This is a genomic window from Clostridium sp. D53t1_180928_C8 (assembly GCF_015667795.1).
Taxonomy (GTDB): Bacteria; Bacillota; Clostridia; order Clostridiales; family Clostridiaceae; genus Clostridium.
The window spans coordinates 1-23,712 of the sequence record NZ_JADPEL010000042.1; the positions used below are offsets into that span (position 1 = coordinate 1).

Genomic DNA, 23,712 nt, shown 5'->3' on the forward strand with positions numbered 1-23,712 from the left:
AAAAATAAATTTAAATTAAATTTATTTTTATAAAGATGGGGTAAGTGGAAGAGAAATAGGGTTGAAAGAAGAGTATTTAATATTATATATGAGATATAATATTAATTAGAATATAAACTTTTTAATTTAGGAGAAACAAATGATTATAAGAAAAGAGTTTTATAATAGAAGTGCATTAGAAGTTTCAAAGGACTTACTTGGCAAGGTGCTTGTTAGAGAAGTTGATGGTAAAATTTTAAAGGGTAGGATTGTTGAGACAGAAGCGTATATAGGTGCTACAGATAAGGCTTGTCATGCATATAATGGACGTAGAACTAATAGAACAGAACCATTGTATAAAGAAGGTGGAGTTTCCTATATATATTTTATATATGGATTATATCACTGCTTTAATGTTGTTACTAATAAAAAAGATGTGGCAGAAGCTGTATTAATTAGAGCAATAGAGCCTTTAAATGAGTTTGATTATATTTCTAATGTCAGATATAATAAGATATATACTGAACTTACTAAAGCTCAAATAAAAAATTTAACTAATGGGCCATCAAAGTTATGTCTGGCTTATTTAATAAATAAAGATTTAAATATAGAACCATTATATAAAAAGGATAGTATATATATTGTAGATGATGATAGCGATGAAAAGTTTGAGATTGTAGAAAGTAAGAGAATTGGAATAGACTATGCGGAAGAGGCAAAGGATTTTATGTGGAGATTTTATATTAAGGATAATATATTTGTCTCAAAAAAATAAATAAGTTAAAATTTAAATTTATATAGTATATAGTAAAAGGGAGAGATAGAGATGAGAGTAGCATTAATTGCCCATGATAAGAAAAAAGAAGAAATGGTTAATTTTGCAAAAATGAATGAAGAAAGATTATCAAAGTTAGAGCTTTATGCAACTGGAACTACAGGTTTAAGAATAATGGAAAACACTAGCTTGGAAATTCATAGATTAAAGAGTGGTCCTCTTGGTGGAGATCAACAAATAGGTGCTTTAGTTTCTGAGCAAAAGTTAGATTTAGTTATATTCTTAAGAGATCCATTAACATCACAACCACATGAACCAGATATTAATGCATTATTAAGATTGTGCGATGTTTATGCAATACCACTTGCAACTAACATTTCTACAGCTCAATTAGTTTTAGATTCTTTACATAAATAAAAGTATATAATTATAAAAAAAGAGTTGCGTTAATAGCAACTCTTTTTTTATGTATAACGTTCACAATTAAGTGATACATTTACATTATTATTATATGAATAAATTATAACCAATATGCAGGATATGTTATAAATAAAATCGGCATAAAACTTTAATATAAGTCATAGAATTTTTTGAGAACAATAATAGGGGATAGTAATGATTTATGAGTGTTAAAGTAGAGATATTTTCAGGTTTTCTTGGGGCTGGAAAAACACAATTAATTAAAAAACTTATAGAAGAAGGTTATTATAAAGAGAGAATTGCCATTATTGAAAATGAATTTGGTGAAGTAAGTATTGATGGTGCAATTCTAAAGAGAACTAATACTTTAGTAAAGGAAATAAATGCTGGATGCATTTGTTGTCAAGTTACTGGAGATTTTAAAGAGTCAATTATAGATGTAGTAGAAAATTGCAAGGTAGATAAACTTTTAGTAGAGCCAACGGGAGTTGCAAAATTAAGCGACATAAAAAAAGTGTTTACTGATAAGGAATTAAAGGATATAGCAGAGATAGAAAAGGCTATAACAGTAGTAGATGCTGAAAAATTCGATTTGTACTTAACTAATTTTAAGAGCTTTTTTACTAATCAAATAAAAAATGCTGATATTATAATTTTAAGCAGAACTCAAAATGTTACAAATGAAGAAGTAAGAAGATTGCAAGAAGAAATTAGTAAATTAAATTCTAAGGCAATAATAATAGGAAGACAGTGGACTAATACAACATCAGAGGAGCTACTTCCAAAAATGTTTGTAACAAGAGATAAAGGTGAGATTAAAGAAAAAGTAAGCTTTAGAAAGGCAAGCGCTAATTTAGGAAGTGTTAAATCTGAAAAAAGTGATGAAAATTCATTTGAAAGTTTTGCTTTAAAAATAGATAGATATGTATCTAAAGAGGAACTATTAAGTAAGTTTAACTTTATAAAAAATAGCTTTGAATTTGGAGAAATTATTAGGGCAAAGGGAATTGTTAATACTAAAAATGGTAAAGAGCAATTTGACTATACTTTATCTGAAATAAATATGCAAAAGATAGCTTATAGGGGAGAAGCTATTATTTCCTTTATAGGAACTAATTTAAATAGAGATAAAATTAAGAAGTTTTTCTTGTAGAGGAAGATTAATGAGTTAAGGGGTAGTTTTGATAATAATGTAAAGTTAAGAGGTGAAGATATGAAGGTTGGCGTTGATGTAGTTACTGGATTTTTAGGGGCTGGCAAGTCAGCCTTTATTAATTCATTAGTAAATAAAACTATTGCAGATAAGGAAAAAATAGTTGTTATTACTTGTGAAAGTGGAAAGACTCAAATAAATGAGTTTAATGAAAAAGAACAAAGTGTAAAGCATGTTAGCTTTATGGATGAAGGCTTAGATCTTAATAATGAAATTTATAATATAGTAAAAAAATACAAGCCTCATAGAATAATTATAGAATATAATGGTACGGAGACATTAGAGCATTTATATAAATGTGTATTTGATAACGAAACAGGAAAATTGATAAAGCTAGATACTATTTATTTTATCTGTGATGGAAGAAATATTGAGTTTTATGTTATGAATATGGGAGAAATATTATTACCTTTTATACAAAATAGTGATGTAATTGTAATTAATAATTATAATATAGAAAAAGATTTAAATTTAAAAAATGGTATTAAATTGTTAGAGGGATTAAATCATAAGGCACAAATAGTAAAGTCACAAAATAATGATGATTTTAAGATAGCATTAGAAAAAAGCAAGTTATTAGAAGATAAGCTATTAAGAAATATGAGAATAAAATTAGTAGATTATATGAGAAAGTAAGATAGCAGGTGATAAAGTGAGTATAAGTAAATTTGAGGCATGGATGTGGAGTTACCTAGGGATTATCGTTGAAGCATTACCGTTTCTTTTGATAGGAGCAGTATTATCAGCTTTAATTCAAATTTACGTATCAGATGAATTAATAAAAAAAATAATTCCTAAAAATAGTATTATAGGGTATTTTATAGCTGCAATATCAGGGGTGTTTTTTCCTGTATGTGAATGTGCTATAGTTCCAATTACAAGAAGCTTAATAAAAAAAGGATTACCTACAGGAGTTGGAATAACATTTATGTTAGCAGTTCCTATAGTTAATCCTGTTGTAATTATGTCTACATATTATGCATTTCCAAATGACATTAATATTGTTATATATAGAACAATAGGTGGAGTAATAGGTGCTTTAATAGTTGGAATGATTATCGGATTTTTTTATGATAAGAAAAAAAATACAGAAGTTTTAAGAAGTGAAGAAGCTGGACTTTATTGTGATTGTTGTACTTTCAGTAATAATTATTATATTTCATTAAAAGGAAAAATAAAAAATTTAGTCTTAAATGCATCTAATGAATTTTTAAATATAAGTATTTATTTTATTTTTGGTGCACTTCTTTCAAGTATATTTGTAGTATTCCTTCAAGATAGTTTAATTAATGATATGACATCAGGAAAGGTAGTTGGAGTTGCTATAATGATGTTGCTAGGGTTTGTATTATCACTATGTTCAGAAGCTGATGCCTTTGTTGCAAAGGGATTTATGGACAATTTTGGAGTTGCAGGAGTTATAGCATTTTTAATATTAGGACCAATGATGGATTTGAAAAACTTAATATTATCTTTCGGATTCTTCAAAAAGAAATTTGTACTACAATTGCTTTTAATAATTTGCATAGTTGTATTTGGAATATGTTTAGCAATAGTATAATTATTTGCTATTTTTAATTGTATAAGAGGTGTATATGAAGAAATTTAATATTGATGAATTAATATGGTTTATTATTTTAGTATTATTATCTTTATCACTAGTATTTTTAATAAGAAGTGGAAATATAACTAACTTCGTAGGTAGTGATATGATTATTTATTTCTATTTGAGTATAATAATATTAAGTGTTTTTGCAATATTTCAATTTGGTAGAATCTTTACAATAAAAAGAAGAGTTGAAATTACTAATAAATACATTCCTTTAACATTTACATTATGTATTGGAGTGGTTTTATTATATGTTTTTCCGTTAATAAAAGGAAATACAGATATAAATGAAGAATTATTACTTAAAAATAATACTGATGCAATAATTATAAATAGTGAAAATTATTCTATATTAAATGAAATTGTTGAAAATAAGGAAAAATATGAGGGGAAAAAGATAGTTTTTTTAGGATATATAGATAAAGTAAAGGAAAATTCAGATTTTACTATTATAGCTAGGCAAACAGTAAAGTGTTGTCAAGCTGATAAGGAAAAAATACAGATAAAAGCAAAAGGCTTAGAAGCTAATTTACAAGAAGGACAATGGATTAATATTTGCGGAAAGATATGTTTTAGTGATGAATTTTATATTTTAGTAGAAGAATATAAATTGCAGGATGAACCTAATGATATATATTTTCATGAGCATCTTTAAGGCTTGTTCTTTTAAAAGAAAATTGTTATTATATAAGTTATGAAACCCTTAAAAGTAGCATAATAAAAAGATAAAGGCGGGATGAATTAATGGAATTGCCAAAGATAAAAGTGGCAGATTTTGAAGGACCTTTTGATTTATTACTGCATCTTATAAAAAAGAATAAGATGGATATATATAATGTAGAAATATATAAAGTTACAAATCAATATTTAGAGTATCTTAATACAAGAAAGGTTATGGATCTTGAGATAACATCAGAATTTATTGTTGTTGCAGCTACATTAATAGAGATAAAATCAAAAAATCTTCTTCCAAAAATAAAAGTAGAAGAGGAAGAAAATGAAGAGGATATTGAAAAGAGATTAATGGAAAGATTAATTGAGTATAAAAAGATAAAATCGGTATCTGAATTCTTTAAAGAGCGATATATAAATCAAGGTGATATTTATAGTAAGAAGCCAGAGATAGTTGAGGAAGTTAAAAGTGAGCCAGTAAATAATGTTGATATATTTAAGAATTTAACGTTATTAGATTTATACAATATTTATAATAAAATATTAGAAACCTATAGAGAAAAACAAAATAAGTTTAATGTAGTACAAAAGAAAATATACGTAGATAAGTATAAAGTAGAAGATAAAATGAATGAGCTTTTAGAAAGAGTTAATTCAAATAATGTAATTGAATTTGATAGTTTAATGAGAGAAAGCTCATGTAAGCTTGAAACAGTAGTTACATTTTTAGCATTATTAGAACTTATAAAAATTAGAACTATTAATGTTTATCAAGATGAGAGTTTCGGAAATATACTTATCAAGAGGAGGAGAGATAGTGAGTAACATTGATGTTAAGCAGTATGAATTTAAAGAGCTATCTAGAAAGTCTAGTATAAAATCAGCTATCGAATCAATGCTATTTGTAAGTGGAGAACCCTTATCATTAAGAGATTTAAGCAATAATTTAGAACTTAAAGATAAGAATGTTGAAGAAATAATAAAAGAAATGATTAATGAATATGAAGATGAAAATAGAGGAATTAGATTAATTAGTATAAATGGTGCTTATCAATTAGTTACTAAAAGTGAAAACTCTGATTATATTCAAAAGTTATTAAAGAAGAATAAAAGACACTCACTTTCACAAGCGTCTATAGAAAGCTTAGCTATTATTGCATATAAGCAACCAATAACACGTATTGATATAGATGAAATAAGAGGTGTTAAGTCAGAGTCAGCCATTCAGAAGCTTGTTGAAAAAGGATTAATAAAAGATATAGGTAGATTAGAAGTACCAGGAAGACCTATACTTTATGGAACTACAGATGAATTCTTAAGACAATTTGGGTTAGAAACATTAAAAGAGTTACCATCATTAGATTTATATAATGATGAAGAGGCAAAGAGTTCTATGGATGTTTTAAATCAAGCTCTTGAAGATATGAAGTCAGACGTAGATAATAATGATAAAGAAGTTGAAAATAAAGAAGCGGATATAGAAGCAGCATTAGATAATGATGTTTAAAAAAAATAAGCTACTGAAATTATAATCAGTAGCTTATTTTTTTTATAAATCAATATTAATATCAACTTTGCTATCATCAACATTATTATTAGTACCTTTATTATTTTTATCACCAAATAAGTTTTTTACTAGTTCAAAAAGTTGAGGTACAGAATCAACTATTCTATCTACAGTAGTATCATAATCCATAGGTTGTAGTCTTACTATTCCATCTTTAACTACTAAAAATGCAATAGGTTTTACACTAACTCCAGCACCAGATCCACCACCAAATGGATAATTTTCATCACCATTTCTTACTGCAACATGTTCACCAAATTCACTTCCTCCAGAGGCAAAGCCAAAGGAAACCTTAGAAATTGGAATAATTGAAGTACCATCACTAGTTTCTAGAACATCTCCAACTACAGTATTAACATCTATCATATCACGTAAATTTTCCATGGTGCTTCTCATTAAATTTTCTAATTCATGTTTATCAGACATAATAATCCCTATATCTAGGGACTCACCTCCTATTTTTTTATTATGGAATCATCAAAAATACATTTATAAATAATAATACCCATATAAATAATTTGAGCTAAATTAAAGGTAATTATACTACTTATTGTAATTTCAAATAGTATCTTATCTTTAAATATTGGCTTAAAATCAGTATCTAATACTTTAACTTTAAAAATTATTGAAAAGATATAACGTAGTATTGGGTTAATATTATAAAATACTCCAAGAAATATGGCAGTCCTGCTGGCATCCCCTAGAGAATAAATAGTATCACTTTTAAACTTTATGGATGGTTTAAACTTATTTCTACTAATCCTAAAATAAATGTTTTTAATAAGTAACTTATAATTAAGTTCAAAATTTTTTTTCTTTGAATTAATATTAGTATCATTTTTAGTATCTTCTGATTTAGTTTTTTCTTTCTTTTCTTTTCTATTTAAAAATTTATTTAAAATACCACCATCAGTGGATATTAAATTGACATTATAAAATTTTATATAATACCTATCTTTAGAATAAAGAAGTTTAAATTTTAAGGGGATAGGCATAAATAAAATTAATATTAAAACAATAAAAATTATCAAAAAAAGCATAATTAACCTCTCCTAGCTTTTTATAGTATTGCCACAAAAATGAAATATAAGTCATAAAAATTTATTATTTAGGTTTAAAATTTTTATAAATGAAAATACTACAAGTGTAAGGAGAAAATAGGAGTGATACGAATGATGAAAACTAAAATCCTAGGAGTAACTTTGAGTTTGTTTTTAATAATTTTTGAATTATTAAGCAATTGTGTTTATGCTCAATGCTTTGAGGAAGATGATGATAATGATGTAGTAATATTTGAGGATAATGAAATAGATGATGTAGATGTGGATAATATATTAAATACTATTAGAGTCTCTGCAAGGAATGCAATAGCATTAGATAGTAAAACAAAACAAGTTTTATTTGAACAAAATGCTCGTGAAATAGTACCAATGGCGAGCACAACAAAAATCCTTACAGCTTTAGTTGCAATAACTCATGGAGACTTAGATAGAGAAGTAACTATAAGTAAAAACGCAGCATCTATTAGAGGTTCGAAGGTAGGATATGTAGCTGGAGAAAAAATAAGATTAAGAGAATTACTATATGGATTAATGTATAAGTCAGGAAATGATGCAGCAATAGCAATTGCTGAAGATATAGGAGGAAGTATAGAAGGTTTTGCTAAGATAATGAATGATTATGCCATTAGCTTAGGTTTAATTAACTCACACTTTGAAAGTCCTCATGGTTTAGATAGTCCTAAACATTATACATCTGCATATGATTTAGCGCTTTTAACTACAAAAGCAATGGAAAGTGATTTGTTTTGTGAAATTTGTGGAACAAAAACTATAACAAAGGATACTTCTAATTTTACAAGAGATTACAATAATATAAATAAAATATTATATAAAATTCCAGAAGCAAATGGAGTTAAGACAGGATATACAGGTCAAGCAGGAAAATGCTTAGTTTCCTCAGTAAAGCATGAAGGAAGAAATATAATTATAGTTGTATTAAATTGTAGTGATAGATGGAATGTTACAGAAAAAATATACAAATATGTAGCAGACAACTATTGTTTTAAGAGTGATAATATAAAAGACGTTATAAAATCATCAGAATTTATTAATTTAGGAAGCGTTGTTGAAGAGTGTGATTTTGAATATGGATTTAAAGGTGAAGGATCTATAGAAGTCGAAGTCTTTAATACAGTAAATAAGAATTCTGGAGATATAATTGGAAAGGTAGCCTTAAATAATCAGGGGGAAGAGTTATTAAAGAAGGCGTTAATTTGTGGAAAAGATATTAACGAAAATGAATTTGAAGAAATTATTAATACTGAAAGCACTAATTATTAGTGCTTTTTTCTTTTATTGTATAAGTATATATTATAAAATATAATATATAAGAGTATCATTTGAGTATAAAATGAAGGAGATATTAAAATGAAAAATAAAGTAGAAAATATAGAAACATTAGCACAAACTAAATTTTTAAGTCTTTATAATGCAAATTATACTAATAAGGGTGGAAACAAAAAGACATGGACTATTGCAACTAGAAAAACTAAAAAAGCATTAGAGGAACAATTCTTTAATGGAAAAGAAGATAAGGTTGATGCAGTTGTTATATTAGCGTATCACAAAGAGGAAGAAAAGCTAGTTGCTATAAGACAATTTAGAATACCTTTAAATAATTATGTTTATGAATTACCAGCAGGATTAATAGATAATAATGATGATATTATTTCAACAGTAAAAAGAGAGTTAAAAGAAGAAACAGGGTTAGATTTAGAAGAGGTTATGGAAGAAAAAATTGGACAAAAGTTATACTTATCTCCTGGAATGACAGATGAGTCAGTTTCTTTAGTTTACTGTACATGCTCTGGAAAAGTATCTGATGAAAATTTAGAAGAGGATGAAGATATTGAAACAGTATTATTATCTAGAGAAGATGCTATTAAAATATTAAATAGTGGTGAAAGATGTGATATAAAATTCTTTATGGCATTACAAAGTTTTATTCAAATAGGAGAAGAAATTTTTAGGTAATATTTTAGCAAATTGGTAAAATATTTAAAAGAAAACCAATAAAATAAAAAAAAACCAATGTAATATTTACTAAATTTAGATTTCATGATATAGTATAGAAAACTAGCAGATAATAGTGAAATCTATTCTCAAGAAAAAGTAAATAAAAGAACATTGGGGGGAAAATTATGAAAAAAAATGAATATGGATTATTTACAGCCATAACTATGATAGTTGGTATAGTTATAGGGTCTGGGATATTCTTTAAAAGTGACAACATATTAGTGGCTACTGGGGGAAGTATTGGCTTAGGGGTCTTAGTATTTTGTATAGCGGCTATTGCGATAATATTTGGAAGCTTAACAATATCACAGTTAGCTTCAAGAAGTTCACAGTCAGGTGGATTAATAGCATATGCAGAGGAAAATTATAATAAATCATTAGCATGTGCATTTGGATGGTTCCAAACACTTTTATATTTTCCTACAATAATAGCGGTTGTTTCTTGGGTATCAGGAATATATATATGCTTATTATTCGGAATTGATGGTAGTTTAGAAATACAAATGTTAATAGGATTTGCTATTATGGCATTCTTATTTATAATAAACTCTTTATCTGCAAAGTTAGGTGGATTATTCCAAAATGCATCTACTATAATAAAATTAATACCATTAGTTTTAATTGCAATTGCGGGTTTAATTTTTGGTGATGTAAGCAATATTTCTTTAAGCAATGTAGAATCGATAAAATCAGTTGGTTGGATTGCTGCCATAGCACCAATTGCATTTTCATTTGATGGATGGATCGTTACTACATCTATAGGACATGAAATAAAGGATTCAAAAAGAAATTTACCAAAAGCTTTAATAATAGCACCGATATTTATATTAGCTATGTATTTATTATACTTTGTTGGAATAAGTATTTACATTGGGCCAGAAACAGTTATGGCACTTGGTGATGCTCATGTTGACTTAGCTGCTAATAATTTATTAGGACCATGGGGAGCTAAGATTATATTAATATTCGTAGTTATATCTATAATGGGTACTGTTAATGGATTAACTTTAGGAATGATAAGATTACCACATTCTTTAGGTGAAAGAAATATGTTCCCTAAGTCAGAATTTGTTTCTAAGGTAAATGAAAAGTTCTTAATGCCTATAAATTCAGCTGTAGTTGCATTTTTAATAAGTACAGTATGGTTTGGTGTACATTATATAACAACTAAGTTTGGAATGCTTCCAAATTCAGATATATCAGAAATATCAATAACTATGAGTTATGCTTTATATATGATTTTATATTTTAAAGTATTACAATTAGGGAATAAGGGTGAAATTAAAGGAGTGTGGAGCTCTAAGATAAATCCAACATTAGCTATAATAGGATCATTAATAATTCTATTTGGTAGTATGGGTAACAAGCTATTCTGGATATATGCAGCATTTTGTTTATTAGTAATTATAGGTGCAGTATATTTCTGGAAAGGAAAAGAAAGAGAAATTAATGCTGCTTTAATTGAATCTTAATTATGTAGATTTTGATCACAATATATAAGATAGGAAACTATTATATATATTGTGATTTTTTTATTTTTATATTATATTCAATATCTATATAAATGATTGTTAAATATCTATATAAATTTATATTAAAAATTAGTAGAATATTTTATATATCAGGCGACTTATAGTAACAAAAAGAAATTTTTGAAATAATCTATATAGTGTATAGTATTACTTTAGGAGTCGAGATGTTTAAGGAGACAATTGATTGTATAGATGCAGGGACAGAATTCTGTCCTTGGACAAGCTAAAAGCGATTTTTTGCTTTTAGCTTCCAATCTTTCTATTATTTTTTTTTATCTCCAAACATTGTTAGTTTAGCTTCAAGATTTTCACCATCCCAAGTTATATTATTTAATAGAGTTTGGAGCATAAGTCTTTTTTGTGAAATATTTTCTGTGATTTCAAAGTTTTTGTCAAATTCATCTAACATATTTAGAATAAGATTTAAATTTTCTAAATCGTAGTTATATGTTTCTTTATCTTCTTTTATAGTTTTTAAGTCTGATTTCAATTTATTAATATCTGAACTTAATTTATTAACTTCTTGCATTATATAAGTTGATACAGTTTCATTTGGAGCAGATGAAAGTTGTTTAATTAAATTAGAAATTTGAGTTTCTTTTTCTTGTATTTCTGATTTTATAGAAATTAATTTGTTATTTATATTATTAGTATCTTTACTTTCCTTTAATAATTTAGATAAACTTAAATATAATGACTCTTTGTTGTAGGCGGAAAGTTGACTAATAACAATTTTATCTAATCTATCTGTTCTAATATTTTTATTATCACATTTTTTCCCTCTAGAATTATCTTTTTTACTACAAACGTAATAATCATATCTTTTTCCTTCTTCTGTTTTTGATTTATGTCCTTGTTTTACAATCATATTAGATCCACACTTAGAACATTTTAATATTCCAGTTAATAATGCGGTATTATTTAAACCAGTACCCAATCTTTTAATTTTTTTATTTTTATTTTTATCTAATATATTTTGTACCATAAGCCATTTATCATCATCTATAATTCCAGAGTGTTTTGATGTAGTATAAATCCATTCATTTATATCTCTATCAAATATCATTTTTCTAGTCTTATTATAAGTAAGGTATCCATTACCATTAGCTTCTCCAAATACGTTAATTCCTAAAGATTTTATATAATTATGTGTTTTATCACTAGATTTAACGTATAGGGGAGAGGCAAGTATTCTTTGTACTTGAGTTGTTCCCCATTCTCCGCCATTCTTACCCTTATACTTATTATCTTGTAACCAGTTAACTACTTGAGTTATTGATTGTAGATCTAGATATTTTAAATATATTTTTTTGATAACATCTAATTCTTCTTCAAGAGGAGATAAAATCATTAAGCTTCTTTCAGTAAAATTTTCATCAAGATAAACCATTTTTTCAGAAGTGAACCCAAATGGTTCCTGTCCGCCTAGCCAACGTCCAGTTTTAGCAAGTTGCAACATATTATCTCTAACACGTTCTGCAATAGTTTCACGCTCAAGCTGAGCGAATACAGAGGCTATATAAATCATTGCTCTTCCCATAGGAGTACTAGTGTCAAATTGTTCTTTAATACTAATAAAATCAATATCATTATCTTGTAAAAGCTCAAGAGTAGAAGAGAAGTCGGCAACATTACGAGATATTCTATCTAATCTATAACAAATCAAAGATTTAAACTTTTTATTCTTAACATCTTTTAGCAAATCTTGAAAGCGAGGACGATTTATATTTCCACCACTAAACCCTTCATCTTCATATATTATAAATTCAAAATCTTTATTGTTATGGGTTTTACGATAGTAGTCTTGACACATTTCTATTTGATTTTCTATACTATCGCCTTTGCCTGTAAAGATTGATTTTCTGCTATATATAGCTACTTTTTCCATTATTTCACCTCATAAATAGTATTATAAGAAATCTAGTGTTCTTAAAATTATATTACTAATAGAATCTATTAATATTCTATTAGTTTTATACAAAAATTAATATCTGTATTTTGGTGGCAATTTATTTGTTTTATTTTACATTTATAAATAATATACCCTTTTAAACGAATGTATGTTCGTTTAATTCTTAAAAATAATAGTGTCCAATAAGAACACTTTATATTTTTTATATTTAGGGAATTACTATTTTAATTTTTAAAGGGTTGGTGCTCAAAGGCTCTCTAATATAGGCATTGAATATTATTTATTAAACTTTAAATTTAAGTATTTTATATCAATCGAAGTACATTCTGAAATTTTTTCTAGTGAATAACCTTCAAACTTTTCCAAAATATCATTATCTATAAGAAGTTCTGCAGCAAATTCATTAGCTTGTTTTTCAAACTTATTCTGAATAAAAAATGTATTAGAGCTATTAAAATATACATTGCTCTTTGTATGTAATAAAGCATGTCCTAATTCATGAGCACAGCAAAAATACTTTTCTACTTCTGAAAGATTTTCATTTATAAAAAATACCTTTTTGCGTTTAGCATAAGTATAATGACCTTGTGTTTTTCCTAAAGGTACCATATAAACCCAGATTCCTAATTTTTCACACAATTCAAATGGATTATTTGTTCCATAACTTACTTTAATTTTTCTTACTTTTTCTTTTATTCCCATTTTTAGCATTCCCCCACATATAACCTTTTTGAATGCCTACTAACCCTTGCCATCTTACAGCTAAGTTCTTTTGTTTATTTTATTATTTTATCTTTGGTATTATATGTAAATATTACTTTAAGTAATATTGTTGACTTATTTTTTAAATATAGATTTTAATTTATCAAATAATGATTTGGGTTTTTCCTCTAATTGCTTTTTTGTAGAATTTTTTATTGAATATTCATTTAGTAATTCATCTAAACTCATTTTGGAGTCGTAAGATGAATTATAGTTATTAGTTTTGTTTATTTTATTTGGTAGTTTATCTAACGCTTCTAAAACCTTATCCATAGAAAAACACGGACAGTCTAAATAAGGCGTAGAGTAATCCATTATTCTATTTTTAATAGCTATTTTATCTATGTGGAATACCCCTGATGTATCATATTGACCAAATGATGTCCATGGATTATTGTATGAACTTATTTGAAGTCTATGACATCCAAAAGGGTTTTCAGTCATTTCACTAGCTCCATAACAAAAATCTGATTTACCAGAACGGCATTTATCACCGTAACAATAATTTAATTTGCTTATAATTTTTCTATCCATAACTTTGCCATTTAATATAACAAAACATGATTTCCATTGACTAACTAATTCATATAATTTTATAAATTGCAGATATTCATTAGGTTTATCTGAATAGATAGCTTGATATAAATTCTTACCTTCAACGTTATTAATTATAAACTGTGGTGCCATTTGAGCTAAAGCAACAGCTTGGGCAAAACTTTGAGATTTAGATTCACCAAAAGATATACTTATATACCAATTAGGATAAACGATTTCTTTGGATATATCATTATTAATAGGAATTATATCAGTATCTATTTTATCTTTACCTGATTTGGATGAAGATACTTTTTCATTTGGAATTTTAGTTGTATGGTTGTTTTTAGCTATTTTATCTAATAATCTATTTTTCCTTTTAGTAAACTTATCTCTTACACCTACCCAAGTAGGTTTATTAAATCTTTTTGGATTGTTTAAAGCTAAATTACAAATTTCTAAAGCGTGAGTATATTCCTTTTGATTTTCCAAAATTATAGCTGGTCTTTCATAATAAGAGATACCACAAGGTTCATAGTTATTTAAAATAGATAAATATATATTTAATGCTTCATCTACTTTATTTAATTTTTCTAAATCTCTAGCTTTTTCATATAAACTATAATATTCTTCAAAATTATTTGAGCTAGATCTCATAAATTATGCTCCCTTTTATAAATTATTTTTTGTACTTTTTAGGTGTGTATTTCATTTTGTTATATACCCTTACATCACTTAAAAATTTTTGATATGCTAATCTTAAAAATTCTTTATCCTCATCATCAGCAGGGTTACCACAGAATTCAACTACTTTAGCTTTATCTATATTTTCTATCATTTGTAAAGCCTCTTTTTCTATATCGAGCTTTTCTTTTTTAGTTAACATTTCTGGAGATGAGGTAGGATTAGGATTTTCATCTCTACCAAGAAGATAATCTACTGATACACCGAAGAAATCTGCAATTCTCTGCAACAATTCATTTTCTGGCATAGCTTTTTCATTTTCATATTTTGATATTGAAGTATCGTCTATAAAAAGTAGTTCTCCTAATTGTTTTTGAGTAAGACGTTTATCTTTTCTTAAGCTTTTTAAGCGTTTGCTAAATGTACTCATATCAACACCTCCATTCAAATTAATTATACAATAACTTGAATTAAAAGAAATAAAACTTGAATATTAAGCAAATTATTTTAAAAAAACAGTTGACAACTTGAATATAATTCAATATTATATAGATATAGAGTTTGAACTAAATTCAAGTTAAGGGGTGAAAAGATGAAATCTAATCTATTAAAATCTCAAAGAGTAAAAAAAGGTTTAACTCAAAAAAAAGTATCTGAAATCTTAGATATTGATTCAACCTCCTATTCTAAAAAAGAAAATGGAATTATTGAATTTAAAGCTTCAGAAATTAATTTAATAAGAAAAATTTTTGAATTATCAGCTGAAGAGACAATAGAAATTTTTTTTGATGATAAACTTGAATTAAATTCAAGTTTATAAAGATAGTTTGTCCTAAAAATTTAAAAATATTAAGGGAAAAGGAGGAAGAAAAATGTGTTCTTATAACCAAGGCGTTGAGGATACTCTAAAAGTAGTAGAAAGACAGTTAAAGGAAACAAGTATACTTGACCCATTTGCAAAATCAATATTGGATAGAATGCTTATTGTTTCTAATGAGGTACATGAAGATACAAAAATGTTACTTTATATTCTTAGGGATAATACAGAAGTTCAGAAAATTCTAGCTTGGATTACTTCAAATTATTTAACTAGTGGAGCTATTAGAAATCAAGAAAAATTAAGAGATATAGCATATAGAACTAATATAGAAAAGAAGTTAAGAGATGAGTTTTATAGGGATATGGCTAGTAACGAATTTAAATATTTCCAAATCGTAATTGATGTACTGCATCCAGAAAAGATAAAAGAAATAGCACTAAACAAAAGACCCTATATAGATAAAATACTAAATGTCAATAAAATGGTTGAGGAAATTCAAAGCGCATTGGTAAGTAGAGAAATAGGGCTATGCCTAATGATTTAAAAAATATATTAAGAGAAGGAGTGGAATAGATGGAAAGTAAAATTGAAAAGCATAAGAGAAAAGAAGGAGTTAAATTATTTGTTAATAAAGATTTAGATTTAGAAGTAAGAGCAGTAGAGATTAATGGAGAAGGATGGTTAGTTGGTAAAGATGTTGCAGAAGTTTTAGGATACTCAAATACTGCAAAAGCTATTAGGGATCATGTTGATATTGAAGATAAGCTGAGTGAACGAATCGTTCTGTCAGGTCAAAATAGAGAAGTTATTTTAATAAATGAAAGTGGATTTTATTCGTTAATACTAAGGAGTGATATGCCAAAGGCAAAGCAATTTAAAAGGTGGGTAACATCAGAAGTATTACCATCTATAAGAAAAACAGGAAGTTATATGACGGAACTTAAAGGTCAAGAAAAAATGTTCCAACTTATGAGAAGTGAAATAAATGAAATAGTATCTATAAAGATAAAGGAAATTGAAGAAAAGTGTTCTGATTATTATAGACCATCATCACTTGAAAAAAATAATATAAGTAGTTATATAAAGAAACGTTTAGGAATTACTAAGGTTAATGATGAGTATGAACTAGTGAAGCAAAGAGTTCTTTTGAAATTAGGAGCAACTAAATGGGAGGATATCCCGGTTGAGGATTTAAGAGATTCATTGCATATAATTGATGAAAGTATAAGAGTTATTAAATTAGATAGACCTACTCAACAATTATCAATGTTTTATTAGGAGAGAATTAATGAATTGTAAAAAATGGGAAAGTTTAAAACAGGAAATAAAAAGTGTTCTAAAAAAAGGAGATGTAACAGCTTTTGTTGCAATGACAATTTTAAATGAAGTAAAAAGAGAAATAGAGTCAGAGGCTTTAGGTAAAAAGTTATAACAAAAGGGGAATGGGCATTAAATATTTGGAGGAATTACAAATGATAATAAAATGTCCAAAATGTAATAAATTACTTTTGAAGATTAAGTTAAATGGATATTTAAGATATGAAATTAAATGTCCTAGATGTAAGTATCAGATTGTATCAGTTATAAGAACAGATGAATATAATGTTAGAAGTAAAAAGAGAAAGAGTGGAGGACGCTTATGAGTGAGGTAGTAAAAGAAACCATAGTGAATGGGATTAAAGTTACTATATATGGTGAAATAAGTGATTATTCTAAACAGCTATATAATGAAAGGTTAGCAATAATATTATTTAATGAGTTAGGTTCAGAGGCTTGCGAAAAGTTATTAGAAATGCTTAAAACTGAGGAAAGAAAAGTGAGCTAACTAATGTTAAGAGGCGGATTTGCCTTTGAGAGTTAACTTAACATAATTAACTACTGTAAAGGAGGTGAGGGGGGTGGATGAGATATTAGAAAAAGCTAATGAGCTTTATGAGTTATTAACTAAAGCAAAAGATAATGTTGAAATAGGAAATTCAAATCAACGTTGGATTATGATAGAAACTCAAACGATTTTAGGTTCATTAATTGAAAAAGTAGGGGGTTAATATGGGATTTAATTATTGGGGGATATTCTTTTTTGTAATGCCGATTGTAGTTTCAGTTTTAGTTGGAAGTATTACTTTATTATTAGTAAGTATAAAAGAAATTAAAAGAAAATTTAAGATAAGGAGAGTGGCTAAATGTCAAAGATATCATTTTTAAAAGTTAACTCATTTTTAGGAGTTGATGAATTAGAGTTAGAACCAGGAAAAGTAAATATATTTAAAGGACCTATGGGAAGTGGTAAAACTTCTGTAATAGAAGCTATAGAAAAGACTTTTACTAATAAGAGTAGAAGAACAGAGGTTATAAAACATGGTGAAGAAGAAGCAACGTTATTTGTTGAGCTAGATGATGGCTTAGAAATTGACAGAAGATTAAGAACTGAAAAAGGCGATTATCTTAAGGTTAGAAAATCAGATGAAGGTGTACCAAGTACAGAAAAGTTTTTAAGAACATTAGTAAATGGGAATATATTTAGACCTTTAGATTGGGTAAATCTTTCAGTTAAAGAGCAAACAAAATCATTATTATCAATGTTAGAAATTAGTTGGAGTGAAGAAGATATCGTAAATTGGTTTGGCGACCTAGTGGACGATATCGACTACTCACAACACATTCTACTCATTCTTAAGAGTATAGAACAAAAATACTACAAAGTAAGGGAAGAAGTCAATAGAGAAGTTAAGGAGTTAGAGGCTAGAATTAAAGCGATATATGAAGATATTCCAGCAGAATATGATGGAGAAGAGTGGAGATCAGTTAAAATAGGTGATTACTATAAAAAAGTAACTGAAGCACAAGAAATAAATAGATTAATTGATATGGCTAAAAATCTTCAAGAAAGCTTTAATGATAAAGTTGAAACTATTAAAGCTAGAGGAGAAAAACAAAAAGCTAATATAACTCTAACTTATAAAGAGTATAGAGAAGATATAAATGACATCATCTCATTATCTAATAGCAAAATTGAGAGAGCTAATAACTTTATAGATAATTCTAATAATACTTTAGAAAATGAATTAAATAAGCTAGATAATGAACTTGAATCAGAATATCAAGCATTATTACAGAAGTATTCAATTCTTAAGGATGAAAAGAAAAGAGATTTATTAGCAGCAGTAGAAGAGCAAAAAGACATTATAGCTATAAACAAAAATAAAATAGCAACCAAAGAGCAGGAACTTAAAGGATTAGATGAAAGAGAAGCATCTGAAAAGTTAGCAGTAGATGAAAAGGTAGCTAATGAGATTGAAAAAGAGGAAATCAGAATAGGTAAAGCATCATCTTACTTAAAAGAAAATCAACCTATTGATATTGAACCATTACAAACTGAGGCAGATCATGTTGCTGAAATGGCAGGATACTTAAGAGATTGGGATAGAATCATTGAAATTAGAGATGGAATATTAGCTTCTAAACAAGCTTATTCTAGCGAATTAACATCAAAAATAGAAAAGGCTAGAAATTTACCAGGAGAATTACTTAAGACTGCTAAGATGCCTATAGATGGAATTTCAGTTGATGTAGATGGAAGAGTAAGAATTAATGATGTTCTTATTGATGGATTAAGCTCAGGTGAAAAGCTTAGATTAGCGATGAGAGTGGCAAAAGCTCAATGTGGAGTGCTTAAACTAATTTGCCTAGATGGATGGGAAAAGATTAATGAGAAGTCACAAAATGAATTACTTGAAGAAATGACTGCAGATGAATATCAATACTTTGTAACTCAAGTAACAGATACTGAAAGTAACTTAGTAGAAGTTGAAAAGATAGGATAATGTTATGAGTAAGAGATTATCATTGGTTGGAAATCGATTTGGTAAATTAGTTGTTATTGAATTCTCACATACTACAAATGGATACACATATTGGAATTGTATATGTGATTGTGGTACTGAAATAACAATTAAAGGTTCATACCTAACATCAAAAACAAAAGCAACTAAAAGTTGTGGTTGTCTGGTGAAAGAAAAAGTTGCAAAAAACTTACCAGAGAAAAGAAATACTAGTCATAAAATGTCAGGTACTAAGTTCTATGGTGTTTGGAATAGCATGGTTATGAGATGTCATAATCCTAACAGTAGTTCATATTCAAGGTATGGAGAAAAGGGAATAACTGTATCAAATGAATGGAGGGTATTTCAAAACTTTTATAATGACATGCATTCTACCTATAAAGAAGGCTTAACTATAGATCGGATAGATAACACAAAAGGATATTCTAAAGAAAATTGCAGATGGGTAACCATGAAGGTTCAAGGTAATAACAAAAGTACAAATCACAACTTAAACTACAAAGGTAAAACTTATAGTTTAGCTGAAGCTTCAGAAAAATTTAATATACCTTATAATGTTTTGAAAAGAAGAATATACCTAGGGTGGAGCATTGAAAAGGCATTAACAGCAAAAGTAAGAAAGGGGAAAGTAAATGAAATTTGATATTAAAGACATAGAGGATAAAGAATTATTTAGTTCTACAGCAACAGTAGTATTTGATACAAGAACTGATAGTGATGATAGAACAGAATGGCACAACCAAAGGTCAAAAACTATTGGTGGTAGTGAAATAGCTAAGATAGCAGGATTAAGTAAATATGGATCATCTTTAACTGTGTTTAATGAAAAGTTAGGTTTAGTTGAAAGATTTAAAGGCAATATTCACACTAAGTTTGGTACTAGGATGGAAGATGTAATTAAGGAATTTTTCATAGATGATTTTAAAGAAACTACAGGTATAGAAGTAGAAGTTTATAATTATCCATTTATGATGATAGATAAAGAACTTCCTTTCTTATCAGCTAATATTGATGGATTAGCAAAATTTAATGAGGATTATATCTATTGGGAAAATAGAAATACAGCTGAAATTAAGTTTATTCCAAAGGATGAATTGATAGGAGTTGAAATTAAAACTGCAGGCGAGTTTTCCAAAAACAATTGGAATGATGATGAAATACCAGATGAATACCTTTGTCAAATATATCATTACATGGCTATAACAAATCTTAATTATTTTCTAATTATATACCTTATAGGAAAAGAAGTTAAGTGGAAAGTAATACCTAGAAATGAAGATGATATTAAGGCTTTAAGGGAGATAGGAAAAGATTTTTGGAATAATCATATAGCTCCTAAGATACCACCAGCTCCAACTGGAATAAAGAAAGAAACTGATGAAATATTAGAACAACAATTTTTATCAGATGGTGAAGAAGTTGACATAACTGATAACAAGTTAACCCAATACAATGAAGTATCTGAAAAGATTAAGGAATTAGAGAAGGAAAAGGAAAGACTTAAACAAGAAATTTTCTTAGAATTAGGAAATAGTAAAAAAGGAACTGATGGTAATTACAAACTAAGTAGATATGTAGTTACCAGAGATAAGTTAGATAATAAGATACTTAAGGAGAAGTATCCAGAAACTTATAAGGCAATACTTAACGGAACAACAGAATATGTAAACATGAGAGTTACTAAATGCAAATAGAAAGGAATGATTTAAATGGCAAATATAAATGGAGGATTAGTTGCAAATAATCAAAATAAAAATCAAAATTTACAAACTATGGTTCATCCAAAGAATATTTTAGCAAATGAAAATATGAAAAAAAGATTTACTGAAATATTAGGTAAAAAAGCACCAGGATTTATGTCTAGTATCTTAGCCTTATATAACAGTGATAATAAATTTGCTAAGGTAGATGGCTATAGCGTAGTTAATGCAGCATTGTTAGCAGCTACATTAGATTTACCAATAAATAAGGAGTTTGGATTTGCTTGGGTAATTCCATATGGTAAAGAAGCACAATTTCAAATTGGATATAAAGGATATATTCAACTGGCATTAAGAACAGGGCAATACAAAAATTTAAATGTAGTGGAAATATATGAAGGGCAATTAGTTAATTTCAATCCTTTAACAGAGGATTTAGAACTTAATGTTGAAGCTAAAACATCTGACAAGGTTATAGGATATGCATTTTTTATGAGATTAATAAATGGATTTGAGAAAACTATTTATTGGCCAATTGAAAAAGTCAGAGAACATGGTAAGAGATTTTCAAAAACATTTAATAATGGTCCTTGGAAAACAGATTTTGATGTAATGGCAAAGAAAACAGTATTAAAAAATGGATTAAGTAAGTGGGGCATCTTATCAGTAGAAATGCAAAAGGCAATAGAGGCTGATCAAGCTGTAGTTGATAAAGATATATCTAATGTAGAAGATTTAACACATCAAGATTTAAAGTATGTAGATAACCCAGAAACTGAAAATGTAGTTGATGCAGAATATAAAAATGAATCTGCAAATAAAGAGGTTGAAATAGGGCAAGAAAATATGTTTGAAGATACACCATTTAATTAATGGCTTGGAGCTTAGGCTCCTTGCTAGATAGGAGGAAGGTAAATGCCATTTAGATTAGTATACACAGAGTTTTGGCAAGATCCTAAGGTGATGGAAGAAATGACGCCAGAAGATAAATATTTTTATTTATACTTATTAACTAATCCATGTACCAATATGATAGGAGTTTATAGGATAGTAAAAAAACAAATGGCTTTTGATTTAGGATATAGCATTGAATCTATAAACAGTTTAATGGATAGATTTATAAATTATCATAAATTAATTAAATATAATGAGAACACAAAGGAATTATGTATTGTCCATTATGGCAAGTACAATTTAAATCGAGGAGGCAAGCCAATGCTTGACTGTATAAAGAAAGACTTGTCTAAAATTGATGATATTAGTTTGATTGAGGAAATAGTTGCTCATATTAAACATCCAGCTATTAAGAGCTTTATAGAAGATTACTTGTCCAAATTAAATAACGATACGTCGGACGATACGTCAACGACTAGCGAACGAGAGGCGGACAAAACCATAAACCATAAACCAAAAACCAAAAACCATAATCCTAAATCCAAAACAACAACTACTAATATAGATAATAGTTGTAGTAGTCTTAAAGGAAATTTAAATATATTTAAACATTTTGAAAAATGTGGATTTGCAGTAACGGCTATGTTAATGGAGCAAATATCAGCAGATATAGAAGTATATAACAAGCAGTGGTTAATGGATGCAGCTACTGAAGCTATGAACAGAGGGAAAATTAATAATTATAAATATGTTTTAGGAATATTACAAAATTGGACCTCAAACGGAAGGAATGAAGGTAATGGAAACGGAGCTACTAGCAAAAACAATAGAGAAGAACCTGCAGAATGGATTGGACTATGATACACCTATAAAAACTTGTGAAAAATGCGGAGATCCAATTCAAAAGGATATTGTAATTCTAAATGTTCTTAGAAGAGTTCCTATAGTTTGCAGTTGTAGAAAAAAGGAACTAGAGAAAAAAGCTATTGAAGATGAGAATAAAGAAAAGCAAATAAGATTGAATAGCATATTCAAAAATAGTTTGATGGATGAAAAGTTTAAAAAATGTACATTTGAAAATTGGAATCACGATATTGGTTCAGAAAAGATTTTTAAGATATGCAGTAAATATGCTAGTAACTTTAATGAAGCTAAAGAAAATAATATAGGTTTATTAATATACGGAGCACCTGGTAATGGTAAAACTCATGCAACAGCTTGTATAGCTAATTATTTAATGCCAAAAGGAATACCAACAATTTGTGTAAGTATTAATAAGATGCTTGAAAGAATAAAGGAGACATATTCTTCTTATGGTAAAGAGGGAGAAGAAACTGTACTAAAAAGTTTATCTAACGCCGATTTATTAATAATTGATGATTTAGGTACTGAACAAAAAAATGAGTGGTCAGCATCTAGAATATATAACATCATTGATAGCAGGTATAGAAACTCATTACCAACAATTATAACAACAAACATTAATATTAATGATCTTGAGGATATGTATCACAAAAGAACTTATGACAGATTAATGGAAATGTGTACACCGGTTGTTAGTGATGGGAAGAGTATAAGAGCTCAAAAAGGTAAAGAAAAAGTTAATATATTAAAAAAACTTATTGGATAGTTTGAAATTATTACGAAGGAAGTGAATATTTTTGACAATTGAACAGGTAAAAAAGTTAAAGGCAATGGTTGTTGAAGTAGAGCTAATAAA

31 protein-coding genes are annotated in these 23,712 nt (G+C 27.5%); 25 read left to right on the forward strand and 6 right to left on the reverse strand.

From position 1 onward, the window contains the following. Positions 1 to 139 precede the first annotated feature (139 nt). The 8 genes from I4V51_RS16595 (at position 140) to scpB (ending at position 6,175) form a co-directional block, all read left to right on the forward strand. A complete protein-coding gene (locus tag I4V51_RS16595) occupies positions 140 to 754 on the forward strand; it encodes a DNA-3-methyladenine glycosylase (RefSeq protein ID WP_195989548.1) in 615 nt (204 codons plus the stop codon). 51 nt (positions 755 to 805) lie between these two features. Beyond that, positions 806 to 1,171: a methylglyoxal synthase gene (locus I4V51_RS16600; protein WP_195989549.1), complete on the forward strand. Its 366-nt coding sequence runs from the start codon at positions 806 to 808 to the stop codon at positions 1,169 to 1,171. Between the two features lie 205 nt (positions 1,172 to 1,376). Beyond that, positions 1,377 to 2,327, forward strand: a complete 951-nt coding sequence (locus I4V51_RS16605) for a GTP-binding protein (protein WP_195989550.1) — start codon at positions 1,377 to 1,379, stop codon at positions 2,325 to 2,327. A 60-nt stretch (positions 2,328 to 2,387) separates the two neighbouring features. After that, complete coding sequence (locus tag I4V51_RS16610; protein WP_195989551.1) at positions 2,388 to 3,023, forward strand: GTP-binding protein; 636 nt, start codon at positions 2,388 to 2,390, stop codon at positions 3,021 to 3,023. A 16-nt stretch (positions 3,024 to 3,039) separates the two neighbouring features. Continuing rightward, positions 3,040 to 3,948 (forward strand): permease, encoded by a 909-nt coding sequence (locus I4V51_RS16615; RefSeq protein WP_195989552.1) that lies wholly within the window; start codon positions 3,040 to 3,042, stop codon positions 3,946 to 3,948. 34 nt (positions 3,949 to 3,982) lie between these two features. Next, a complete protein-coding gene (locus tag I4V51_RS16620) occupies positions 3,983 to 4,651 on the forward strand; it encodes a hypothetical protein (protein WP_195989553.1) in 669 nt (222 codons plus the stop codon). Between the two features lie 89 nt (positions 4,652 to 4,740). Further along, a complete protein-coding gene (locus tag I4V51_RS16625; protein ID WP_195989554.1) occupies positions 4,741 to 5,493 on the forward strand; it encodes a segregation/condensation protein A in 753 nt (250 codons plus the stop codon). Then, on the forward strand, positions 5,444 to 6,175 hold the full coding sequence (gene scpB, locus I4V51_RS16630; RefSeq protein ID WP_195989555.1) for an SMC-Scp complex subunit ScpB: 732 nt from the start codon (positions 5,444 to 5,446) through the stop codon (positions 6,173 to 6,175). Before I4V51_RS16625 ends, scpB begins: the two co-directional genes overlap by 50 nt. A 42-nt stretch (positions 6,176 to 6,217) precedes the next feature. On the opposite strand, the gene ytfJ is transcribed toward scpB, so the two are convergent. Beyond that, positions 6,218 to 6,661, reverse strand: coding sequence for a GerW family sporulation protein (gene ytfJ / locus I4V51_RS16635; protein WP_195989556.1), 444 nt, complete (start codon positions 6,659 to 6,661; stop codon positions 6,218 to 6,220). Positions 6,662 to 6,690: 29 nt separating this feature from the next. Continuing rightward, positions 6,691 to 7,275 carry a DUF2953 domain-containing protein gene (locus I4V51_RS16640; protein ID WP_195989557.1) on the reverse strand — a complete coding sequence of 195 codons (585 nt, stop codon included), beginning with the start codon at positions 7,273 to 7,275 and terminating at the stop codon, positions 6,691 to 6,693. Between the two features lie 135 nt (positions 7,276 to 7,410). On the opposite strand from I4V51_RS16640, the gene I4V51_RS16645 reads away from it, so the two are divergent. The 3 genes from I4V51_RS16645 (at position 7,411) to I4V51_RS16655 (ending at position 10,784) form a co-directional block, all read left to right on the forward strand. Further along, complete coding sequence (locus tag I4V51_RS16645) at positions 7,411 to 8,577, forward strand: D-alanyl-D-alanine carboxypeptidase family protein (RefSeq protein ID WP_195989575.1); 1,167 nt, start codon at positions 7,411 to 7,413, stop codon at positions 8,575 to 8,577. 87 nt (positions 8,578 to 8,664) lie between these two features. Beyond that, entirely contained in the window at positions 8,665 to 9,270 is a 606-nt protein-coding gene (locus I4V51_RS16650; protein ID WP_195989558.1) for an NUDIX hydrolase, read from the forward strand. Positions 9,271 to 9,437: 167 nt separating this feature from the next. Continuing rightward, entirely contained in the window at positions 9,438 to 10,784 is a 1,347-nt protein-coding gene (locus I4V51_RS16655) for an amino acid permease (RefSeq protein WP_195989559.1), read from the forward strand. A gap of 322 nt (positions 10,785 to 11,106) precedes the next feature. On the opposite strand, the gene I4V51_RS16660 is transcribed toward I4V51_RS16655, so the two are convergent. From I4V51_RS16660 to I4V51_RS16675, 4 genes are all read right to left on the reverse strand, one after another. Continuing rightward, complete coding sequence (locus I4V51_RS16660) at positions 11,107 to 12,732, reverse strand: recombinase family protein (protein WP_195989560.1); 1,626 nt, start codon at positions 12,730 to 12,732, stop codon at positions 11,107 to 11,109. A gap of 300 nt (positions 12,733 to 13,032) precedes the next feature. Beyond that, positions 13,033 to 13,458: an ImmA/IrrE family metallo-endopeptidase gene (locus I4V51_RS16665; protein ID WP_195989561.1), complete on the reverse strand. Its 426-nt coding sequence runs from the start codon at positions 13,456 to 13,458 to the stop codon at positions 13,033 to 13,035. Positions 13,459 to 13,593: 135 nt separating this feature from the next. Beyond that, positions 13,594 to 14,709, reverse strand: coding sequence for a hypothetical protein (locus I4V51_RS16670; RefSeq protein ID WP_195989562.1), 1,116 nt, complete (start codon positions 14,707 to 14,709; stop codon positions 13,594 to 13,596). Between the two features lie 22 nt (positions 14,710 to 14,731). Further along, positions 14,732 to 15,166, reverse strand: coding sequence for a helix-turn-helix transcriptional regulator (locus I4V51_RS16675; protein WP_195989563.1), 435 nt, complete (start codon positions 15,164 to 15,166; stop codon positions 14,732 to 14,734). A 162-nt stretch (positions 15,167 to 15,328) separates the two neighbouring features. Here I4V51_RS16675 and I4V51_RS16680 point away from each other — a divergent pair, with 162 nt between their 5' ends. The 14 genes from I4V51_RS16680 (at position 15,329) to I4V51_RS16745 (ending at position 23,622) form a co-directional block, all read left to right on the forward strand. Further along, the gene (locus tag I4V51_RS16680; RefSeq protein ID WP_055290831.1) at positions 15,329 to 15,556 is read left to right on the forward strand and encodes a helix-turn-helix transcriptional regulator; all 228 of its coding nucleotides are present in this window, start codon (positions 15,329 to 15,331) and stop codon (positions 15,554 to 15,556) included. Positions 15,557 to 15,608: 52 nt separating this feature from the next. Next, entirely contained in the window at positions 15,609 to 16,100 is a 492-nt protein-coding gene (locus tag I4V51_RS16685; RefSeq protein WP_195989564.1) for a hypothetical protein, read from the forward strand. 29 nt (positions 16,101 to 16,129) lie between these two features. After that, a complete protein-coding gene (locus tag I4V51_RS21245) occupies positions 16,130 to 16,834 on the forward strand; it encodes a BRO family protein (protein ID WP_195989565.1) in 705 nt (234 codons plus the stop codon). Positions 16,835 to 16,844: 10 nt separating this feature from the next. Then, the gene (locus tag I4V51_RS16695; RefSeq protein ID WP_195989566.1) at positions 16,845 to 16,988 is read left to right on the forward strand and encodes a hypothetical protein; all 144 of its coding nucleotides are present in this window, start codon (positions 16,845 to 16,847) and stop codon (positions 16,986 to 16,988) included. A gap of 40 nt (positions 16,989 to 17,028) precedes the next feature. Beyond that, entirely contained in the window at positions 17,029 to 17,199 is a 171-nt protein-coding gene (locus I4V51_RS16700; RefSeq protein WP_195989576.1) for a hypothetical protein, read from the forward strand. Continuing rightward, complete coding sequence (locus I4V51_RS16705) at positions 17,196 to 17,381, forward strand: hypothetical protein (RefSeq protein ID WP_195989567.1); 186 nt, start codon at positions 17,196 to 17,198, stop codon at positions 17,379 to 17,381. Before I4V51_RS16700 ends, I4V51_RS16705 begins: the two co-directional genes overlap by 4 nt. 73 nt (positions 17,382 to 17,454) lie before the next feature. Further along, the gene (locus I4V51_RS16710) at positions 17,455 to 17,604 is read left to right on the forward strand and encodes a hypothetical protein (protein ID WP_195951185.1); all 150 of its coding nucleotides are present in this window, start codon (positions 17,455 to 17,457) and stop codon (positions 17,602 to 17,604) included. Position 17,605: 1 nt separating this feature from the next. Next, on the forward strand, positions 17,606 to 17,761 hold the full coding sequence (locus I4V51_RS16715) for a hypothetical protein (protein WP_195989568.1): 156 nt from the start codon (positions 17,606 to 17,608) through the stop codon (positions 17,759 to 17,761). Then, positions 17,740 to 19,380, forward strand: a complete 1,641-nt coding sequence (locus I4V51_RS16720; RefSeq protein ID WP_195989569.1) for an AAA family ATPase — start codon at positions 17,740 to 17,742, stop codon at positions 19,378 to 19,380. Before I4V51_RS16715 ends, I4V51_RS16720 begins: the two co-directional genes overlap by 22 nt. A gap of 4 nt (positions 19,381 to 19,384) precedes the next feature. After that, a complete protein-coding gene (locus I4V51_RS16725; RefSeq protein WP_195989570.1) occupies positions 19,385 to 20,041 on the forward strand; it encodes a hypothetical protein in 657 nt (218 codons plus the stop codon). Then, positions 20,031 to 21,092, forward strand: a complete 1,062-nt coding sequence (locus tag I4V51_RS16730) for a YqaJ viral recombinase family protein (RefSeq protein ID WP_195989571.1) — start codon at positions 20,031 to 20,033, stop codon at positions 21,090 to 21,092. Before I4V51_RS16725 ends, I4V51_RS16730 begins: the two co-directional genes overlap by 11 nt. Positions 21,093 to 21,107: 15 nt before the next feature. Then, the gene (locus I4V51_RS16735; RefSeq protein WP_195989572.1) at positions 21,108 to 21,971 is read left to right on the forward strand and encodes a recombinase RecT; all 864 of its coding nucleotides are present in this window, start codon (positions 21,108 to 21,110) and stop codon (positions 21,969 to 21,971) included. 42 nt (positions 21,972 to 22,013) lie between these two features. Continuing rightward, positions 22,014 to 22,853 carry a replication protein gene (locus I4V51_RS16740; protein ID WP_195989573.1) on the forward strand — a complete coding sequence of 280 codons (840 nt, stop codon included), beginning with the start codon at positions 22,014 to 22,016 and terminating at the stop codon, positions 22,851 to 22,853. Next, complete coding sequence (locus tag I4V51_RS16745; RefSeq protein ID WP_195989574.1) at positions 22,792 to 23,622, forward strand: ATP-binding protein; 831 nt, start codon at positions 22,792 to 22,794, stop codon at positions 23,620 to 23,622. The genes I4V51_RS16740 and I4V51_RS16745 overlap by 62 nt, the downstream gene beginning before the upstream one ends. Positions 23,623 to 23,712: the final 90 nt, after the last annotated feature.

What these genes read in the sequence shown, in the direction of transcription:
- I4V51_RS16705 (WP_195989567.1), top strand. Translation starts at nt 17,196, where the DNA reads ATGAGTGAGGTAGTAAAAGAAACCATAGTGAATGGGATTAAAGTTACT.
- I4V51_RS16700 (WP_195989576.1), top strand. Translation starts at nt 17,029, where the DNA reads ATGATAATAAAATGTCCAAAATGTAATAAATTACTTTTGAAGATTAAG.
- I4V51_RS16625 (WP_195989554.1), top strand. Translation starts at nt 4,741, where the DNA reads ATGGAATTGCCAAAGATAAAAGTGGCAGATTTTGAAGGACCTTTTGAT.
- I4V51_RS16735 (WP_195989572.1), top strand. Translation starts at nt 21,108, where the DNA reads ATGGCAAATATAAATGGAGGATTAGTTGCAAATAATCAAAATAAAAAT.
- I4V51_RS16720 (WP_195989569.1), top strand. Translation starts at nt 17,740, where the DNA reads ATGTCAAAGATATCATTTTTAAAAGTTAACTCATTTTTAGGAGTTGAT.
- I4V51_RS16745 (WP_195989574.1), top strand. Translation starts at nt 22,792, where the DNA reads ATGGAAACGGAGCTACTAGCAAAAACAATAGAGAAGAACCTGCAGAAT.
- I4V51_RS16605 (WP_195989550.1), top strand. Translation starts at nt 1,377, where the DNA reads ATGAGTGTTAAAGTAGAGATATTTTCAGGTTTTCTTGGGGCTGGAAAA.
- I4V51_RS16660 (WP_195989560.1), bottom strand. Translation starts at nt 12,732, where the DNA reads ATGGAAAAAGTAGCTATATATAGCAGAAAATCAATCTTTACAGGCAAA.
- I4V51_RS16730 (WP_195989571.1), top strand. Translation starts at nt 20,031, where the DNA reads ATGAAATTTGATATTAAAGACATAGAGGATAAAGAATTATTTAGTTCT.
- I4V51_RS16640 (WP_195989557.1), bottom strand. Translation starts at nt 7,275, where the DNA reads ATGCTTTTTTTGATAATTTTTATTGTTTTAATATTAATTTTATTTATG.
- I4V51_RS16645 (WP_195989575.1), top strand. Translation starts at nt 7,411, where the DNA reads ATGAAAACTAAAATCCTAGGAGTAACTTTGAGTTTGTTTTTAATAATT.
- scpB (WP_195989555.1), top strand. Translation starts at nt 5,444, where the DNA reads ATGAGAGTTTCGGAAATATACTTATCAAGAGGAGGAGAGATAGTGAGT.
- I4V51_RS16610 (WP_195989551.1), top strand. Translation starts at nt 2,388, where the DNA reads ATGAAGGTTGGCGTTGATGTAGTTACTGGATTTTTAGGGGCTGGCAAG.
- I4V51_RS16680 (WP_055290831.1), top strand. Translation starts at nt 15,329, where the DNA reads ATGAAATCTAATCTATTAAAATCTCAAAGAGTAAAAAAAGGTTTAACT.
- I4V51_RS16595 (WP_195989548.1), top strand. Translation starts at nt 140, where the DNA reads ATGATTATAAGAAAAGAGTTTTATAATAGAAGTGCATTAGAAGTTTCA.
- I4V51_RS21245 (WP_195989565.1), top strand. Translation starts at nt 16,130, where the DNA reads ATGGAAAGTAAAATTGAAAAGCATAAGAGAAAAGAAGGAGTTAAATTA.
- I4V51_RS16665 (WP_195989561.1), bottom strand. Translation starts at nt 13,458, where the DNA reads ATGGGAATAAAAGAAAAAGTAAGAAAAATTAAAGTAAGTTATGGAACA.
- I4V51_RS16740 (WP_195989573.1), top strand. Translation starts at nt 22,014, where the DNA reads ATGCCATTTAGATTAGTATACACAGAGTTTTGGCAAGATCCTAAGGTG.
- I4V51_RS16715 (WP_195989568.1), top strand. Translation starts at nt 17,606, where the DNA reads ATGGGATTTAATTATTGGGGGATATTCTTTTTTGTAATGCCGATTGTA.
- I4V51_RS16600 (WP_195989549.1), top strand. Translation starts at nt 806, where the DNA reads ATGAGAGTAGCATTAATTGCCCATGATAAGAAAAAAGAAGAAATGGTT.
- I4V51_RS16675 (WP_195989563.1), bottom strand. Translation starts at nt 15,166, where the DNA reads ATGAGTACATTTAGCAAACGCTTAAAAAGCTTAAGAAAAGATAAACGT.
- I4V51_RS16655 (WP_195989559.1), top strand. Translation starts at nt 9,438, where the DNA reads ATGAAAAAAAATGAATATGGATTATTTACAGCCATAACTATGATAGTT.
- I4V51_RS16620 (WP_195989553.1), top strand. Translation starts at nt 3,983, where the DNA reads ATGAAGAAATTTAATATTGATGAATTAATATGGTTTATTATTTTAGTA.
- ytfJ (WP_195989556.1), bottom strand. Translation starts at nt 6,661, where the DNA reads ATGTCTGATAAACATGAATTAGAAAATTTAATGAGAAGCACCATGGAA.
- I4V51_RS16650 (WP_195989558.1), top strand. Translation starts at nt 8,665, where the DNA reads ATGAAAAATAAAGTAGAAAATATAGAAACATTAGCACAAACTAAATTT.
- I4V51_RS16670 (WP_195989562.1), bottom strand. Translation starts at nt 14,709, where the DNA reads ATGAGATCTAGCTCAAATAATTTTGAAGAATATTATAGTTTATATGAA.
- I4V51_RS16695 (WP_195989566.1), top strand. Translation starts at nt 16,845, where the DNA reads ATGAATTGTAAAAAATGGGAAAGTTTAAAACAGGAAATAAAAAGTGTT.
- I4V51_RS16725 (WP_195989570.1), top strand. Translation starts at nt 19,385, where the DNA reads ATGAGTAAGAGATTATCATTGGTTGGAAATCGATTTGGTAAATTAGTT.
- I4V51_RS16685 (WP_195989564.1), top strand. Translation starts at nt 15,609, where the DNA reads ATGTGTTCTTATAACCAAGGCGTTGAGGATACTCTAAAAGTAGTAGAA.